Here is a 17695-nt window from a genome sequence, read left to right as displayed (position 1 = left end):
GTAATGAAGAAAGCGCTTATTACCGGAATAACCGGACAGGACGGAAGTTATCTCGCGGAAATTCTGATTGAAAGGGGATATGAGGTGCACGGTATTATACGCCGCAGCAGTTCATTTAATACCGGAAGAATTGACCATCTTTATAACGATCCTGAAATCCTCAACAAGAAGATGTTTCTTCACTACGGTGACTTGGTTGATACGAGCAATATGAACCGCCTGCTGGAAAAGATCGGGCCCGATGAGATATATAACCTAGCCGCCCAGAGCCATGTAAAAGTTTCGTTTGAAGTTCCGGATTACACTGCACAGGTTGATGCTCTCGGCACTCTGCGCTTCCTCGATGCAATCCGTGAAGTCGGCCTCAAAAAAGTCCGTTTTTATCAGGCATCAACAAGTGAGCTCTACGGAAAAGTGCGTGAAACTCCTCAGAGCGAGACAACTCCCTTTTATCCCCGCTCTCCGTATGGTGTGGCAAAACTCTATGGTTACTGGATTATTGTAAACTACCGCGAAGCATATGATATATTTGCCTGCAACGGAATTCTCTTTAATCATGAATCTCCCCGCAGAGGTGAAACATTTGTTACAAGAAAAATCTCCCGTGCAGCATCACGGATTATCTGCGGACTTCAGGATTCCTTCTCCCTGGGCAACCTCAATGCAAAGCGCGACTGGGGTTATGCTCCCGAATACTGCCAGGGAATGGTGGATATACTCAATTACAAAAAAGCCGAGGATTTTGTCCTGGCAACCGGCGAGACAAATACCGTCCGGGATTTTGTGAAATATACATTTGGATCATTCGGTGTTACACTCCGCTTTGAAGGGGAGAATGAAACCGAAAAAGGTGTGGTTGCGTCAATCGATTCTGCAAAGAAAGATGAACTGATTGCATTATATCCGAATGCGGTTGTAAAACCTTTTGCTAATCTGAAGGCTGGCCAGACAGTGGTAACGGTAAACCCGACCTATTACCGCCCGACTGAGGTTGATCTGCTCCTGGGCAATCCAAAAAAAGCTGAAGAAAAACTTGGCTGGAAAGCCCGGACAAAGTTCGAAGATCTGGTAAAGATCATGGCACTGGCCGACTACGAAAAAGTCTGCCGCAAAGGTTTCTAACTAAAAAGCCCCGTCCCCGGGGCTTTTCTTTTTTAAATTAGTAATTCCTTGTTTCTGGCTAAAGGTTATTTGTTCATTGTAAATTGTAAATTATTCATTGAGTTTACTAATTACCAATTCCTAACTACTAATTCCTTTTTTATATATACTGCTCCCGCAAAATAATTCTCAATTTTCAATTCTCAGTTAAATTCATAATTAATCCTTCATATTTCATAATTTTAACTTATATCACCCACTCCGTGGGTTGAGGCATGAAGCGAAGATATCAGCATCATAAATAGGTCACCCGCGCTGCGGGTTCGGATGGTGGTGTATATATTGCGGCTTTATTAATGGGTCACCCGCGCTGCGGGTTCAGGGGTTGTCTTTTCAGTTGGGATTTTGTTAACGGGTCACCCGCGCTGCGGGTTCGGGGAAGACGGTGTATATGTTGCGTTTTTATTAACAGGTCACCCGCGCTGCGGGTTCGGATGGTGGTGTATATGTTGCGGCTTTATTAATGGGTCACCTGCTCGGCGGGTTAAATCTGTTCAATTTTGTTCATTGTAAATTGTAAATTGAGTTTACTAATTACTAACTCCTAATTACTAATTGCCGTGTTAGCCTGCGTATATAAACAAGTAAAACAAAAGCTCCCGCGAAACCGATAGATAAGTATTGAAACATAATAAAGATATAGTTTTTCTTCTCGATATGCATAGGGGAGTCTGCGCCGTAGAGAATAAATGCTCCCCAGTAGTATGGATCAGAATTCACCTGGCTGATAAAATCTGACCGGGTTCTGCGCAGTGCTTCCGATTTGGAGATCCCTACGCTGAGATGATCATAAAACATCTCCATAAAGCGTGATGTATATTCATCATTGATTTCCCAGAGTGTGGAGATAACACTCTTTGCTCCCCCCTCAATCAGTGCGCGGTTCATGCCGGTGACACCCTCTTCCGCATCCGGATCTCCCAGCCCCGAACTGCAGCTGCTTAGCACAACCATTTCCGATTTTAATCCAAGCGAAGCAATCTCTCCCGGCTCAAGAATGCCGTCATGTTCAGCATCGTAGAGTCCGGAAAAATAAATCACCGGCTGATTCTTTGTGACTGATGAATGTGCTGAAAGATGAATCAGCGAAGCATCTGCTGCCAGTTCTCTGAACCGTGATTCAGTAGCAAAAGATCCGGTTAGTACGGTTGAGAAATCAAGCATATTGTCAATGGAGTTTACCTCCTCAGCGGAGTATTTCAGCGGGAGGAATTGCTTTGTATTGCTGCCATCTGTATTCCCCTGTATGCTTCTCCTCTCGGCAAATCCTCTTGATGATGATGACACGAGGGGATTCCCCACCAGCAGTGAGGTCTTGTTTTTGCTGTAATTGATCTTCTCAAGTCCTTTGTATGCTGAGAAGGATGGAGTATAGACAAAGCGGTACCTCTCCCCGGCAAATTCGCATGCCTCATAATGAAAACTGTTATTTTCATCATCGGAGTTTACAACAAGCGTTTCAAAAGGGAAGTCCCTGAAGATATTATCAGGAAGGATAATCAGCCTGCTCCCTTTTTCCAGTTTGTCATTAAGAAAACCGAACAGGTGTTTATAAAGATACCGTGCGGCAACTGCGTCAAAGGCAAAGAGTTCCCTGTTGAGGAAATCAGGTGAGCCCGGCCTCCGGTCATAGTTAGGGGAGATGCCCCGTTTAATTCTTCTTAAAGAATTTTCTCCTCCTTTTATTTTCCTGGTCAGAAACTCATTCCGCCCAAGTGCATAGATATACGACGAATCCTCAGTTGTATGCAGCGCGATGATATACTCATCCTCCTCAAGGGCGGACTGCATCTCTGTAACACTCAGCATTTCCATCCTGACTGGTTTTTGCAATGATAAGAATTCAAGCAGTGAGTTATAAAGCTGCAGTGCAGAATCCCTCTCCGTCTGTGTGTGAATCTGCGACTCTGCAGTCCAGGCAAGGGAGTAAAGTTTGTCAAGGAGATCAGGATTATCCATGCTTTGGGCCAGAGTCAGAGATATCACATTCCTGAAGGCGCTTCCTCCGTTTTTTCGCTCTAAGTAACCGAACGCAGTCTTGTAATCCCCCCTCTCATTCAGAAGTTTTATTTGTGAATTGTAGAGTCCGGCGGCAAGTTTTGTTAACCCGGGAATATCATGGCTGCCGCCGATGAGAGATTGTGCCGTTCTTTCATACAATGCAATTGCGTTTTGTAATTCTTTTTCTGCTTCTGCTCTGTTTCCGAGTGTGATCAGCGCGCGGGTGTGTAGGGAATGGTAATACAGCGCGAGATAGGCATTGTTTCCTGTCAGTTCTGCAACGCCGGTTGAGAAAAGCAGGTTATGAGCCTCTGAAGCATTGTCTGTTTGAAGCCGTATATCCGCTTCAGTAAGTACCGCCTCCGCATGCTGCTGGGGATATGTCTCCGCCGGTACTGATTTCCGGATCTCTGCCAGAATACCAAGTGCCTTCGCTGCTTCCCCCTCCCCGTGATATATCTCTGCAAGATGCTGTGATGCTGAGGCCAGAAGAATGATATCCTGATATTTTTCTGCTGTTCTGATTGCTTCCTGAAGCAGGATGATTGCTGAATCTGTCTTACCCTGTCCCTTCAGTGACAGTGCCAGTTTGTCCATGATGTCTCCTGCCTGGAGCGGATTGCTCTTTACATCCGTATATAGCAGCGCCCTCCTGAAATGCTCCTCCGCCGCCTCATAAGCACCAAGGTTCAGCTTGAATGATCCGGAGCCGGTCTCGATTGAACTGAGCAGATCCCTGTCATTAATCTTTTTTGCGAGCTGCATAGCTTCATGGTAATGCCTGATGGCCTGCGTATAATTGCCCGCGTTGACATACACATCAGCCATGCCAGTCAGGTTTTGGATGAGCGGACGCGGAGCATCCCCTGATGCTTCAATACCCGCACGGTAACTTGCCAGCGCTCCGGCATAGTTTCCCATGGCGTTTTGTAAATTGCCTCTGTTGGAATATAAATACGAAAGCCGGAGAGAGTTTCCTGTCTTCAGATAAATGGTGATCGCTTCCTGATAGTAGCCGAGCGCGTCAGGGTAGTCTGAGGTGAATGAATAGGAAACACCAAGTTCAGAATATCCGTAAGCCAGCAGTTCCGGATCTTTCAGACGCTTCGCGCCTTCAATGCCTTTGTTGAAAAGCTCTCTGGCCGGATCATACTCTCCGTATATATCATATATTAGTCCCTGATTGATCCGTGCCCTCGATCCGGTGTGGATATCGTACAGTTCATCGGAAAGCTTTTCCGCTTGCCGGTAGTATTTCATTGCCTGGTCATACTCTCCCTCGAGAAAAGCGATGGTTCCTTGCAGCAGGACTGCCTCGGCATGAAGATAGCTGTCATCATTATCCGCGGTAAAAAACTTTTTCAGCGCTTGTCTGGCTTCCGTATATCTTCCTTTGTCCTTGAGTGCGTTTGCGTAACGGAGATAAACAATTGTAAGCTCAGGATGTTTTCTGATGATGCCGCTGAACAGGGTAATTGCTGAATCTATGTTCCCCCTCAGGTTCATAATGATTCCCCGGGCATATTCTTCATACGGCGTAAGCGGCCGGTCACGGATTTCATCCAGCTTGTTTTTAATAAGCAGCAGATTCCCCGAGCCGGCTCCGGTGCTGATCAGTTCTTCATAGTAAACAATGCTTGCGGGGGAAGCGGGAAAGTATATATCGAGTGTGTCAAACACAGCCTGATAGTTTCCGGCTTTTTTAAGTGAATCGGTGCGGATGACGGCAAACTGGTATCCCGTTTTGTACCTCCTTGCGCTCAGCAGGCTCACCTCCTCGGTATTCCTTCGTCTTAGCGTGATAACGGTTTTCTCAAATACTTCATCATAGGATGAAATGCTTTCCTCTGTTTCCTCTTTGTCCGCTATCTGATAATGAGGGCCTGAGGTAAGGATAATAATGAGAATGAAACCGGCGAGCAGTCCCGTACGTTTCATGTTCAGAGTTCGCTTAAGAGTTCAGCGGCTTCGCGAGATTTGCTCCCCCGGGTTCCGGCAACATATTCGAGCAGTTCTTTTCCTTTGGCGAAATTGTTCTGCAGGATATACGTCTTGGCGAGATAAAATGATGCATCGTATGAGATGTTCTCATACTTGCCTGAATAGTTTTTCTCAATGGCAAGCTGGAATTCTTTCTGGGCAAGCCTGACTTTTTCATCATCGTAGCTGGTAAACATCCCGAATATATCCGACTGCGCGGAAAGGAGATAGAGCTTCCCTGCGGTGTAATGAAGATAAAAAGCTGATGCGCCGTCCGGGTCTTCTTCAATCTGTCTCAGCAGCAGGCTTATAGCTTCATCATACCTCTCTTCTGAAACAAGGGTGTGAGTCTCAGAGAATGTGTCCGAGGTAAGGGCTCTGCTTACGCCATCCGGAGTGATATCGGCGGAACCGTATCTGATTGTTTCAGGCATCGAAAGTTCTGATGCTGAATAAACAGCAAGCCAGCCAAGCAGAAATACCGCTGCAATTCTTACAGGGTAATAAACAATCTTTGAGAAACTAAGTTTATTCTTTTTTCCTCTTCTGACCGGAACAGATGGTATTTTTTCATGTTTTACAGGCTGAGGCAAGTCTTCCCGCAGGGAATGATATTCAGCTTTGCAAAAGGGGCAAACTTCAAGGTGTTTTTGGATTTTGCTAAATAAACCGCTTGCACGGAATTCTTCTCCGGCAGATTCCGCAACAATATACTCCGCCAGTTCCATTACATCAGGATGGCTACCCTTGCTTAATCCCTGCTGTGCCCTCAGATAAACCGCAGAAAATTCCTGCAGATCAGGATTATCTTCCGGCGGGGCGCTCAGAAGTTTTTCTGCATCCTCGCTGCTCAGCTCTGCTAAAATATCTTCGGGTGATTTTTTCGTTTCGCTCATAATGGTAAATAGTAATCTGTTCGTGTGATTTGGGACATCATTCCAGTTTTTCCCTTATTTCTGCAATCAGGCGGTAAAACATCTTTTTAACTGCGTCCTCGCTTTTTCCCAAAGCCTCGGCTATCTCCTGGAACTTCATCTCCTCCTGAAACCGCATACGAAGAATCTCCCGTTTATCACCGGACATCTCAGCCGTAATGGCTGTTACCCGGTCAATATCAGCTTCCTCCCCGAAATTATATTCACTCTTTGCCTTTCTGAAAACTTCTTCCGGATCGCTGTACTGGTATTTTTTCGCCTTCTTGTAAAAGCTCACAAAACTTAAAAAAAGCACCCGTCTCAGCCAGTATTCCGGATTTTCAATCTTCTGGTACTGCTTTGCGAAAGAAAGCCAGACGTTGGATGTCAGATCCTCGGCATCCTCTATATTCCTGAGCTTTCCGCTTCGGAATTTTGCGTGGAAATACTCCCGTGCGATGGTCTGTACAATAGCCGAAAGCCGGCTGAAGGCAGACTCGTCCCCAGACTTCGCCGCCTCGAGAAGGGGAGTTAAGTCCTCGGAAGTAAAATGCAGAAACTGTAAATCTTTTTCACCCAATGGGGAATGTCACTTTTTGAAGCTATTTTATACTAACAAAGTATGAAAAATATCAAAAAATATGGTTAAATCCCTGCCGGTCATCCTGCTGCTGGTAATTTCTTCATATATCCACGCCCAGCCCGATCTGGATATCAGGCCTGGGAAAATTGAGTTTGAGGACCGGTTCAGCCGCTTCGTAAAAGTCTGGTTCCTGAATGAAGGAAATCAGCCTCTGGAGATTGACAGCATATCCTATCTCAATCAACGTTATTTTATCCGTTGGGATTCCTACAACGGTTATCCGATGACCTTACCGGCTGGGGATACGCTGGGCATGGACTGCATTCTCTCCCACTATGCATCAATCGCAGTGACGGATACCGTTGACACCATGTTTGTGTATGTGAATTACCGCCCTGATCCGGTCACGGTGAAAATAAAAATAAAATTTCACGATCCTGATCCGCCTCTTGGAACTGCGTCCGGTTCCGTGGTCTATCAGGGAATGCCCGTTCCAGGTCAGCCGGTATATATGTTTCATGAGGGACTGTATCAGTATGCATCCGCGGTGACGGATATATACGGTAATTTTTCGTTGCAGCTTCCGGCGGGGGAGTATCGCATTGCCGCAAAGCATCCGGAGGGAAATCTCATTTTCTCAGGCAATACGGGAAATCCCTTTGCGGCTCAGCCGGTTGTGGTTAAACGGGATTCTGTTTCTCAGACGGAAATCGTTCTGCCAGCCGTCACCCCGACCGGATTTTCGGTGCAGGGTGTGGTTTCCGATTCTGTTTCCGTATATCCGGTTGATAAGGGTGTGGTTGTTATCAGAAAAGGGAAGCATAATCCAGGTAAAATACTTGAGGAAACGGATAATGTATATGCTGCCCTGGTTGACTACCGCGGAAATTATACGGTAAGGAATATCAATTCGGCCGGATACTATTTTGTTCAGTCCTTTTCCGATTATTTTATTCCGGCCTACTACAAGAGCGGAAATTATTCCCCGCTGCTCTGGCAGGATGCTGATTCAATCTACGTGAACAGTGCGGTGCAGGATATATCTCTTTCCATGCAGCGTGACTCTGCCTATGGAGACGGCCGGATAACCGGTTCGGTGCAGGCAATGGCAAACAGAATATCAGCGGATGCAGTAGTGCTGTATGCGCGCTCTCCCCAGAATGCTAAAATTTATGCAACCGGTATCTCAGGAACGGGGAACGGATTTCTCCTTCCAAAACTTCCTTACGGTACCTACGAACTTCTTGCGCAGAGTATTCACCTGCCTGATTATCTGATCGGTTCTCTGGAAATTACTCCGGCTCAAACCTCCATTACCGGAGTAACTATAAACCTTACCGATGCTGAAGAATCAATGCCTCCGGCGGAATATGCTCTTCTCAGCAACTATCCGAACCCCTTTAATCCCGCAACTACCGTCCGGGTTGAGTTAAGTCGGGATACCGACCTCTTACTTAAAGTGTTTGATGCCTCCGGCTCCGAAGTCATGAGTATATATGCCGGCTTCCTGTTATCAGGCATACACGAATTCAAAACCAGTTTCTCCGGCCTCAGTTCCGGTATGTATTTCGTCAGGATGCAGGGGAAAGGTATAAGCAAAACAGCCAAACTCCTTTTAATGAAATAGTTACAGCAGACCTAATGAATCCCGACGAAGTCGGGATGACCTGTTAATAACCCCGACACGAAAACAATACCCCTGAATCCGCATCGCGGATGACCCGTTAATAACCCCGACACGAAAACAATACCCTTGAATCCGCTTCGCGGATGACCGGTTACTAACACTCGCACGAGAACGATACCCCAAATCCGCATCGCGGGTGACCCAATAATAACACCACAACGAAAAACAAACCCTGAATCCGCAGAGCGGATGACCGGTTTTTTCTTACTGCGCTCCATATAAACCGAATATGCGACATCTTTCGTGGAGTCCAGAAATCATGTCGCGCAATCGGCGTTCTGGAAAAATTCATAATTCATCCTTCATCCTTCATAATTCACATTTCATACTTCAAATTTCATAATTTTTTGGCGTTTCCATGATTTCACCGATTGCGTTAACTTGGTAGTATGATTTTATAATTTTGAGACGAAATGAAACGCCTGCTCCTCTTGATGCTTTTTCTCCCCCTTGCTGTCTTCGGGCAGTCTAAGGATATCTACCACCCATTCACAGGGACTCTGGTTCTTTCCGTCGGGGGCGGACCTACCCTCGGCATGACTGACTACACCGACTTCAACCTGGACTATATGGGCATGGCATCTCTGGAGTATTTCTTTCCGACGTACTCAAAAAGCAGTCTCGGCATTAAAGCTTTCGGTGCGTATGGCTACCTGAAAGCAACAGACGCAGCCCTGACACCAAATGAGGTTCGCACAGACCTTCTCTACTACGGCGGCGCATTGGTGTATAACCTCTCTATCGGTGAAGTTTTTTTCCCGCAGTTCTCGGCAGGCGCATCAATTCTTTCCTTCAAACCCAAGACCGAAGGGGGAGTGGTCCTGACCCGTACTCCTGCATATGAAACCACTGAACTCAATTTTAACGCGGATTTTGGCTTCCGTATTCTCCTGACAAAAAACCTTACCTTTAATCTGATTGGCGGTGTATTTATCAGCCCTGAAGATAACCTTGATAATCTTTTGAAAGGTACCGACAAGGACAATATTCTCTTTGGACAGGCAGGTCTTTCCTTTGCTTTTTTCGGAGATACGGATGAAGATGGCGATGGCATCCCCGATTCAGAAGATATGTGTCTCGGTACCCCTCCCGGCGTTAAAACTGATCCCTTTGGCTGCCCATATGATGAAGATAAAGATGGTGTGTACGATTATCTGGATGACTGTCCCGGTACTCCTGAGGGGGTGAAAGTTGACCGGGCAGGATGTCCTGCGGATACCGATAAAGATGGCGTACCCGACTATCTTGATATCTGCACCAATACTCCGCGCAACGTCCGCGTTGACCAATACGGCTGCCCGGTTGATACCGATGAAGACGGTGTGCCCGATTACCTTGATCAGTGTCCATCCACGCTTCCCGGTGTTACTGTTGATAAAAACGGCTGTCCGCTTGATACTGATGGTGACGGCGTTTTTGATGTGTTTGATAAATGCCCGAATACCCCCTCCGGAGTGCAGGTTGACTCTACCGGCTGCCCGATTAAAAAGGAACAGGTGATTAAAGAAGTACAGGTGCCTGTGCCATATGAGGTTACAAAAGAGTTTGTTCTGAGTGCTGGTGCTTCTTTCAGGAGCGGCAGTTCTGAACTGCTCCCTGCTGCGTATGCTGACCTGGACCGGCTAGCCGCGGAAATGATTGCGGATGGAAAGTCAACCTGGCTGATTGAAGGACATACGGATAATGTCGGAAAGCCGGAGGTGAATAAAAGAATTTCTCTGCAGCGGGCAAATGCGGTTCTCAAATATCTGACCGGAAAAGGCATTGATGCAAAGCGCTTCACCGTCAGAGGAATGGGGCATGAATTCCCTGTTGCTGATAACTCCACCGAAGAAGGAAGAGCACAAAACAGACGAGTGGTAATCGTCCGGTTAAACTGAACCAGGTTTGCATTTACTCTGACTTCCTCGCGCCAAGGCATTAAGCCGCAAAGTTTTCACTTATTAATCTTGTCTTGTACAAAAATCACCAATAATTGGGCGGATACCCCCCTCATGTGCCCAACCGTTGTACACTTGATGAGCCATCTGCCCAAAAAACGATTAAAATTGGGCGGATGATGAGCATCTCTTTATAAAATTATAGCTTGAAAGAACACCATGACTCCCGACCCCTCAACAGAACTCTTTGAGCTTCCGATAAAAATCAAACCTGAAGACATTGACCGGCTCAATCATGTGAACAATACCGTCTATGTCCGATGGGTGCAGGATGCCGCTGTGGCTCACTGGTACCATGCCGCGACAAAGGAAGAAGCAGAAAAATACCTCTGGGTGGTAATCAGGCATGAGATAGATTATAAATATCCGGCAAAGTCAGGGGACGATATCATTGCCAAAACCAGAGTAGGCACGTCAACCGCGCTTGCCTTCGAGCGGCTTACCGATATATACCGTTCATCTGATAACAAACTCCTCGCTTCAGCCCGCACCCTCTGGTGTCCGGTTGATCCCAAATCTCTCAGGCCGGTTAGAGTAACAGATGAAACCAGAAAACGGTTTTCGGTAATGAAGAGTGAAAAATGAAGAATGAAGAATGAAAAATGAAGAATGAAGAATGAAGAATGAAGAATGAAGAATGAAAAATGAAGAATGAAAAATGAAGAATGAAGAATGAAGAATGAAGAATGAAAAATGAAGAATTTTCCCTCTTCAAAGGCAGGATTAAGGGATTTCTTCTAATAAAACATATGTCGGTAATTCCGCGAATATCTGCGAAATCAGCGGGAAACTTTTTTCTCCCGCAGATCTCGCAGATTAACGCAGATCAAATGCAAAGCTACTTAAAGTAATTTTCCATTATCAATTATCAATTCTCAACTATTTGAGCAGTGTCATTTTCCTGACCGCTGAAAACGTTCCCGCGGTTATCTTGTAGATATACACCCCGCTGCTCAGTACGGAGGCATTAAAATCAACCGCGTATCTGCCGGCCTGCATCTTTTCATTGATCACATCAGCGACCTTGTTTCCCTGAATGTCAAATACACTCAGAGTCACATTGCTTTCCTGTGCCAGGGTGAAACTGAATGTGGTTGCCGGGTTAAACGGATTCGGATAATTCTGTTCTAATGCAAATACATCAGGCAGATTGCTGTTGTTCACTTCGATAACGGACGAATACTCATAGGTTCCGCTGAAATCCATCTGTCTCAGCCGGTACTGCACTGCTCCGGCTGGAGCATAGGGATCAGTATAGCTGTATATATTCTGCACGGCGGAGTTCCCCGCGCCGGACACAAAGCCGATTTCAGTCCAGGTTCCGTTTGTGCTTCTTTCAATGGCGAAACCGCGGTTGTTTACTTCGGAAGAAGTAATCCACTCAAGAGTAACGTTACCCTTCTCCGCTTTAGCAGTGAAGGAGGTTAGTTCCACAGGTAGTATTCCGTCATGGAAATAGACGGTGCCGTCAGCGCCGCAGACTACTACGCCCTGAGAGCCTCTGCCGTCAACAGCAATAAGATCTTCTCCGTAAAGTGTCTGACCCCACTGTCCGAACTGGCTTGCGTTGATAGTCCTTAGGAAGGTGCCTCCTTGCCCGACAGCATAAACGTTATTGATGTCATAGGCAAAAACATCATGCATCAGCTTTCCGGCAAGTGCTACAGTATCGGTCATAAGGAATACTGACTGGAACCCGTCATAGGTTCTGAACACAGCACCGTTTTCACCGGATACATATCCTACAGTATCGTTAAGCATATATAAGCCCAAAAGCTGTCCCGGAGGGGAAACCATATTCCCGTTTGCCCAGGTTGTGCCGCCGTCGGTGGTTTTAAAAATCCTTTCGCCCGAACCTACCGTATATCCAAGCTGTGTGTTTACAAATTTTATATCATAAAGAATAGTACTTGGAACAATAAAGCGTGAAGTCCAGGTTGTTCCCCGGTCGGAGGTTGAATAGATATTACCGTCATTATTCACCATGAAGCCGGTAGTCTCATTAAAGAAATACATCTTGTAATGACGGGTGGTATTGCTGCCGACATAAAAAGTTGACCATGATGCTCCAAGATTTGATGAGCGGTGGAATTCTCCGTTCCTTCCGCATGCATAGATATAATCGCCGAACTTTACCACGTCATAGAGTATCTGTGTTGTCGGACGCACCGGAACGCGTGTCCAGCTGCCTCCGCCGTTGGTGGTATAGTGAATCTCACCGCGGTCTCCGCAGGTGATATAGTTGGTCGCGGATTCTTTATAGATTCCCCAGAAATCACGGTAAGGACTGGTCGGGTTCGTCCAAGTCTGTCCTGCATCGTTTGATATATGCATGGTGCTGCGGTAGCCTGCCGTGAGTATCCTGTTCCCGATTCTGATCGAACCACGGATTACTTCACCGGCAAGTTCAGGAATCAGAGTCCAGTTGGTGCCGCCGTTGGTAGTGCGGTAAGCTGCGCCGTTGGATCCGAATACATATCCGTTATTTGCGTCAGTGAATTCACTTGAGTACAATGGAAGATTCGCAGGCGATGTAACGGAGGCAAATGAAACACCTCCGTCGGTACTCCGGTAAACCTGTCCGGCAGTACCGGTCATAAAATAGGTGGAAGCATCTGCTTTTCTGATTGAGTAAATGGTTGATGTGGTGCCGGTAACCGTTGCCACGGTCCATGTGGCTCCGCCGTCCGTTGTTCTCATAAATCTGCCGGAGCCTGTGGTAATCCAGCCGTTCAGCGGAGTGTCAAAATAAAACTGATAACAGGTTGAGGTAGTTGGTGTGGTTACTCCCGTCCATGTCTGCCCGCCATTGGTGGTGCGGATCATATAAAACCCTTTTGAGTTCGATCCTGCCACTAAACCATTCTGCTCATCAAAAAAGTGAATGTCATTAATACCTCCCATATAGACATTAGTATCAGTTACCTCTGTCCATATTGTTCCGCTGGTGGTGGTTTTATAAATGACACCATTTGATCCGCCGACATAACCAGTTGTCTCAGTTGGAAAAGCCAGAGCATTAATATTATCGTTCGGTTTAAAAATTGAAGGATAGTCGATCTGCCAGGTATCACCCTGGTCTGTGGACCTGCCTATGAATGACCTGATCGCGAAATTATATCCTATGGTCCAGAGTTTATTGCCGGTGTACTTGTAAAACCGGAAATCAGCCCGGATGGTAGGATGCTTAATTGGCAGAGGCTCGGTCAGCTGCGCAAAAGAGGTGCATGAAATAAGAATCAAAACAACAAGCAGGTACTTTTTCATAGGGATGACAAATTTGTGAAACATGATGCTAATTTACGGAAGTAGGGGTGAATAGAAAAGAAAAGTTGTTTTGAATGAACTGCGAACAACTTAGAATGTACCCTCTGTGCTATTCTGCCAGAAAGGTGAAGTTGAATTTTGCTTTACCCCCGGATCTGCCCCAGGTCAACTGCGGGAAATTTTTTTCCCGCAGATTTCGCAGATGAACGCAGAAAAATTAATTATATCCCATACTTCTTCTTAAAATATTCATACGCCTCATTGATCTTTTTTACCTTCTCCTCAGCGGCTTTCTTTTCGGATTCGTTGGCATGAGCCATCCGGTCAGGATGGTACGTTTTCATGAGCTCGCGGTAACGTTTGCGTATATCATCCTTGGTGACTTTCCCTTGTAAATTGAATACTTCTCCGTAGTACCGGGCCTTCTCTGCTTCTTCTTCAGCAGGGGAGTTATATATACGGCCGCCGGCTCCCCGGTAAGAATACTGCCGCCCCTGCTGAGCCATCAGGAGTGCCTGATATAACCGGTTAGAGGTCAGATTCCTGTCAGTGAGATACAGGAATAACAAACCATTCAGATAATACACCTGCTCATGCCTCCGCTGCACTTCAGGAAAAAGCTGCGCGAGCAGATCATTGATGTCCAATTGTGTTTCCCTGCCGGTGATTCCCGAATCTTCCGCGAAAGGATTGATCAGCGTCATCAGATTGTCCAGAAATCCCTTGTCGCTCTGATCCCCGATCAGCCGGTAGGCAATAAGAAAATCCAGCAGCACTCTTTGCTGGGAAACTGATCCTGCAATCGAGCGGTCAAGTCCGCAGATGAAAAGCTTTCTGGTCGAAGCAGTAAACAGCATACGCAGAGTATCATCAAGATCAATGCCGAGGAACTTCATCAGCATTTTATTGACCATTGGAATAACAATAAAATCTTCTGCGCCGAATCCCCCCGTGAGCAGCGCCGCAACCCAGCCGGCTCCCTTGGAAAGTTTCCGGGCGGATGAACTCTCATCCAGCGCTTTCATCAGTGCTGAAGTCACCTCATCAAATACAAAATACGATTCCTGATACCGGTCCTGTTCGAGCAATGCGTCTGCTGTTCTGAGCCGAGCCTGTATATCTCCCTGTTTAGCCATTCATGTTCCTTAATAAAGTATATATCAAATTATTTCCCTGCCCCGGAGAGTATTCCCCGTTCAAAATATTTCTGCGTGATCATAAACACCGCGATAACAGGAATCAGCGCAAGCACCGAGCCCGCAGCAACAAGGCGGTAATTATTTACAAAGGTACCCAGCATGGAGTTCAGCCCGATTTGCAGCGTGTAGGAATCACTGTCCCGCAGCACAATCAGCGGCCAGAGGAAGTCTCCCCACGTTCCGATGAAAGTAAAGATAGCGAGTGTGGCAAGTACCGGACGGGTCATGGGCATCATCACTCTCCACCAGAGCATCAGGGGAGAGCACCCTTCTATAATAGCTGCTTCCTCAATTTCCTTTGGTATGGCAAGAAATGCCTGCCGCATCATAAACACCGCAAGTCCTTCCACCGCAAAGGGAATGATTACTCCTGCCAGGGTATCAGCAAGCCCCATTCTCAGCACAACGGTATATAACGGAATAACCGTTATCTCCTTTGGGATCATCATAGCGCCGAGAACCATAAGGAAGAAAAAACTCTTTCCCTTAAACTGCAGCCGCGCCAGAGCAAATCCCGCGAGTGAAGCAAGAAGCAGATTCAGTACTACTGCTGCAACTGCAACAATAACACTGTTAAAAAAGTAAAGCACGAAAGGTATTGCATCAAATACTTCCGTGTAATTGTTCCAGTGAAACGCATCAGGAAGAAACGAAGGGGGATAACGGAAAATTTCTTCCGCGCTTCTTAGTGATGTGCTGATCAGCCAGAGGAAGGGAAGTACGGCAATCAGCAGAAAAAGGATTCTTACAATATACTTCATTCCGGCCTCTCAAGCATTTTGATGTTCAGCCAGGAGATGCCAAGGGTGACAATGAACAGAACCACTCCCGCCGCAGATGCATATCCAAACCGGAACTGCTCAAAGGCTTCATTAAACAGGAACGATACCACTGCTTTATTGTCCATCGGCACACCGGGGAGGAGTATATACTGCTCAGTGAAAATCCTGACAGCCGAAGCGGTTGAGATAACCATGATAAACAGAATCGAAGGGAGCAGCAGGGGAATCAGTATCATCCGCACCCGCTGAAATCTTCCTGCACCGTCAATCTTTGCTGCCTCTTCAAGTTCGGCGGGAATAACTGCCAGCCCTGCCAGAAAAATCATCATATAATAACCAAACCCCCGCCAGACAGTGAGGATCATAACGGATATAATGTTGGTCGGATATTCTGAAAGCCATGCTACAGGATTGACTCCTATGGTGCTGAGAAGGTAATTAAGAATTCCTGTATCTTCGGAGTATATCCATCTCCAGATAACTCCCGCAATGACAACCGGAGTGATTACAGGCAGAAAATAACCCAGACGCAGAAACTTTGCCCCTCTTCCTCCGTCACGCACGGCAAGTGCAAGCATGAGTGATACAACTACCAGGAGCGGAGAAACAAGAATGAAGATGAATGAATTGCCAAGGCATGCCAGAAACTTTTCATCACTGAACAGCTGCAGATAATTGTCAAGACCGCTGTACTGTGCGGGAGTCAGTAAATTGTAATCAAAAAAGCTGTAATAGATAATCTTACCCATCGGATAAAAAAGAAAGACACCAAAGATGACCATTGCCGGAGCAAGAAAGAGATACGCTTCTTTAGTTCTCATCGAGCACCGCGTTCCAGCTTTTTGCTGCCTTATCAAGAGCATCCTGTGTTGATATACGGGTCAGGACCGCATTCTGAATTGCCTCATCAAAGAAATTTCTGAGCTGATCAAACCGGGGATGGCGCAGATAACTCCGCAGCCGTGTCGCCGAGGGGAGATACTCAGCCCCCATCACCCGGGCCGTGGTTTCAAGTGAACCGTCAGTCTCAGTAAAATACCGGTCTTTGAGTGCGTCATTGTGAGAGGGGAATACCGGCGCCATCTTGGCGAATCGGAGCTGGTTTTCAGCGTTCAGTATATACCGCACAAATTCATACGACTCCTGTTTGTGTGCTGAAGAGGAAAGTACCGAGAGCGCCATTGCGGCAAGTTCATGCTTTCCTGTTCTGCCTGTAACCGGAGGCGCAATGCCGGTTTCCGCATAGATGCCGGGGGCGTTTTCTTTTACCTGCCGTAAAAACACCGGTCCGGTGAATACCATGGCGACCTGTCCCGACTGATACGGTTCAATAATCGCTGAACCGGGGCGGATGACACAATCACGCGAAAGATATTTTCCTTTTACCAGATCAACCCACTCTGCAATTTTTTCTGATGATTCCGGCTTATTAAAAAGAGCTTTTGTCATTTGGCTGTCTGTCATCGGTATATCCTCCGAGCCGAGCATCATGGGGAGATAACTGTCTCTGCCGATATTCCAGAATGTTGCATACTTGCCCGCGCGGTTTTTATACTCCCGTATAAATGCAGTAAACTCATCAAATGTTTTTGGGACATCACTGCTATCGAATCCTGCTTTTCTGAGCAGGTCTTTGTTATATATCATTGCGTAGGTGTTCAGGTACCAGGGGAGAGCAATGATTTTATTGTCATAAACACACTCAGCCAGAGCATTTTCAAGATAGCGGCTGCGGATGGAGTCTTCGCTGTCATGATTTCGCAAATCAGCAAAAAGCCCGAATTTCTCAAACTTTGCAAGAAAATCGGATGAAAGATTGATAATATCAGGAGGAGTTCCTGCTGAAGCGGCTGCCATCAGTTTTTGTATCGCTGCATCGTAGGGAATATCTATATGGCGTATTGTTACCCCCGGATGTTCCGATTCATAACGGGTAATCAGATCGCGGAAGTACTCATCAAAGTACGGGCTGAGCTGCAAAGTCCAGAACTCAATTACCTTACCTTCACTTTTCTCTCCGCTGCAGGAAAGGGAAAACCCCGCGCTCAGCATGAGCGCCAGCAGAGAAATGAGCAGTCTGTTTTTCATTGACGGATTATATATATTGTGTGCCTGTTGCATCGTTTTTGTGCCGGAAACGGGGATTTCAGAAATCTGGCTGTTATGCACCCCTTCCGGATG

12 protein-coding genes are annotated in these 17695 nt (G+C 46.6%); 4 read left to right on the top strand and 8 right to left on the bottom strand.

Annotation, left to right across the window (positions count from 1 at the left end; genetic code table 11):
- The first annotated feature begins 3 nt into the window (after positions 1-3).
- Positions 4-1122 carry a GDP-mannose 4,6-dehydratase gene (gene gmd / locus HRU80_15285; protein QOJ30160.1) on the top strand — a complete coding sequence of 373 codons (1119 nt, stop codon included), beginning with the start codon at positions 4-6 and terminating at the stop codon, positions 1120-1122.
- A 576-nt stretch (positions 1123-1698) separates the two neighbouring features.
- Here the strand turns inward: gmd and HRU80_15280 are convergent.
- The 3 genes from HRU80_15280 to HRU80_15270 are packed head-to-tail and all read right to left on the bottom strand — an operon-like array spanning position 1699 to position 6636.
- Positions 1699-5100, bottom strand: coding sequence for a CHAT domain-containing protein (locus HRU80_15280; GenBank protein ID QOJ30159.1), 3402 nt, complete (start codon positions 5098-5100; stop codon positions 1699-1701).
- A gap of 2 nt (positions 5101-5102) precedes the next feature.
- Positions 5103-6038 (bottom strand): hypothetical protein, encoded by a 936-nt coding sequence (locus HRU80_15275; protein ID QOJ30158.1) that lies wholly within the window; start codon positions 6036-6038, stop codon positions 5103-5105.
- A gap of 37 nt (positions 6039-6075) precedes the next feature.
- Positions 6076-6636, bottom strand: coding sequence for a sigma-70 family RNA polymerase sigma factor (locus tag HRU80_15270; protein ID QOJ30157.1), 561 nt, complete (start codon positions 6634-6636; stop codon positions 6076-6078).
- A gap of 61 nt (positions 6637-6697) precedes the next feature.
- Between HRU80_15270 and HRU80_15265 the strand changes: the two genes are divergently transcribed.
- The 3 genes from HRU80_15265 (at position 6698) to HRU80_15255 (ending at position 10851) form a co-directional block, all read left to right on the top strand.
- Positions 6698-8266 carry a T9SS type A sorting domain-containing protein gene (locus HRU80_15265; GenBank protein QOJ30156.1) on the top strand — a complete coding sequence of 523 codons (1569 nt, stop codon included), beginning with the start codon at positions 6698-6700 and terminating at the stop codon, positions 8264-8266.
- Between the two features lie 473 nt (positions 8267-8739).
- Entirely contained in the window at positions 8740-10206 is a 1467-nt protein-coding gene (locus HRU80_15260) for an OmpA family protein (protein QOJ30155.1), read from the top strand.
- Between the two features lie 219 nt (positions 10207-10425).
- Positions 10426-10851: an acyl-CoA thioesterase gene (locus HRU80_15255; GenBank protein ID QOJ30154.1), complete on the top strand. Its 426-nt coding sequence runs from the start codon at positions 10426-10428 to the stop codon at positions 10849-10851.
- Positions 10852-11145: 294 nt separating this feature from the next.
- On the opposite strand, the gene HRU80_15250 is transcribed toward HRU80_15255, so the two are convergent.
- The 5 genes from HRU80_15250 to HRU80_15230 form a co-directional block, all read right to left on the bottom strand.
- Positions 11146-13533: a T9SS type A sorting domain-containing protein gene (locus tag HRU80_15250; GenBank protein ID QOJ30153.1), complete on the bottom strand. Its 2388-nt coding sequence runs from the start codon at positions 13531-13533 to the stop codon at positions 11146-11148.
- 221 nt (positions 13534-13754) lie between these two features.
- On the bottom strand, positions 13755-14669 hold the full coding sequence (locus HRU80_15245; GenBank protein QOJ30152.1) for a J domain-containing protein: 915 nt from the start codon (positions 14667-14669) through the stop codon (positions 13755-13757).
- Between the two features lie 29 nt (positions 14670-14698).
- On the bottom strand, positions 14699-15493 hold the full coding sequence (locus tag HRU80_15240) for a carbohydrate ABC transporter permease (GenBank protein ID QOJ30151.1): 795 nt from the start codon (positions 15491-15493) through the stop codon (positions 14699-14701).
- Entirely contained in the window at positions 15490-16335 is an 846-nt protein-coding gene (locus tag HRU80_15235; protein QOJ30150.1) for a sugar ABC transporter permease, read from the bottom strand. Before HRU80_15235 ends, HRU80_15240 begins: the two co-directional genes overlap by 4 nt.
- Positions 16325-17635, bottom strand: a complete 1311-nt coding sequence (locus HRU80_15230) for a sugar ABC transporter substrate-binding protein (GenBank protein ID QOJ30149.1) — start codon at positions 17633-17635, stop codon at positions 16325-16327. The genes HRU80_15235 and HRU80_15230 overlap by 11 nt, the downstream gene beginning before the upstream one ends.
- Positions 17636-17695 lie beyond the last annotated feature (60 nt).

Source organism: Ignavibacteriales bacterium, assembly GCA_015709675.1.
In the GTDB taxonomy this organism is placed as follows: Bacteria; Bacteroidota; Ignavibacteria; order Ignavibacteriales; family Ignavibacteriaceae; genus H2-BAC3.
Note: the sequence above shows the minus strand (reverse complement) of the source record. Positions and strands in the feature narration are given on the sequence as shown.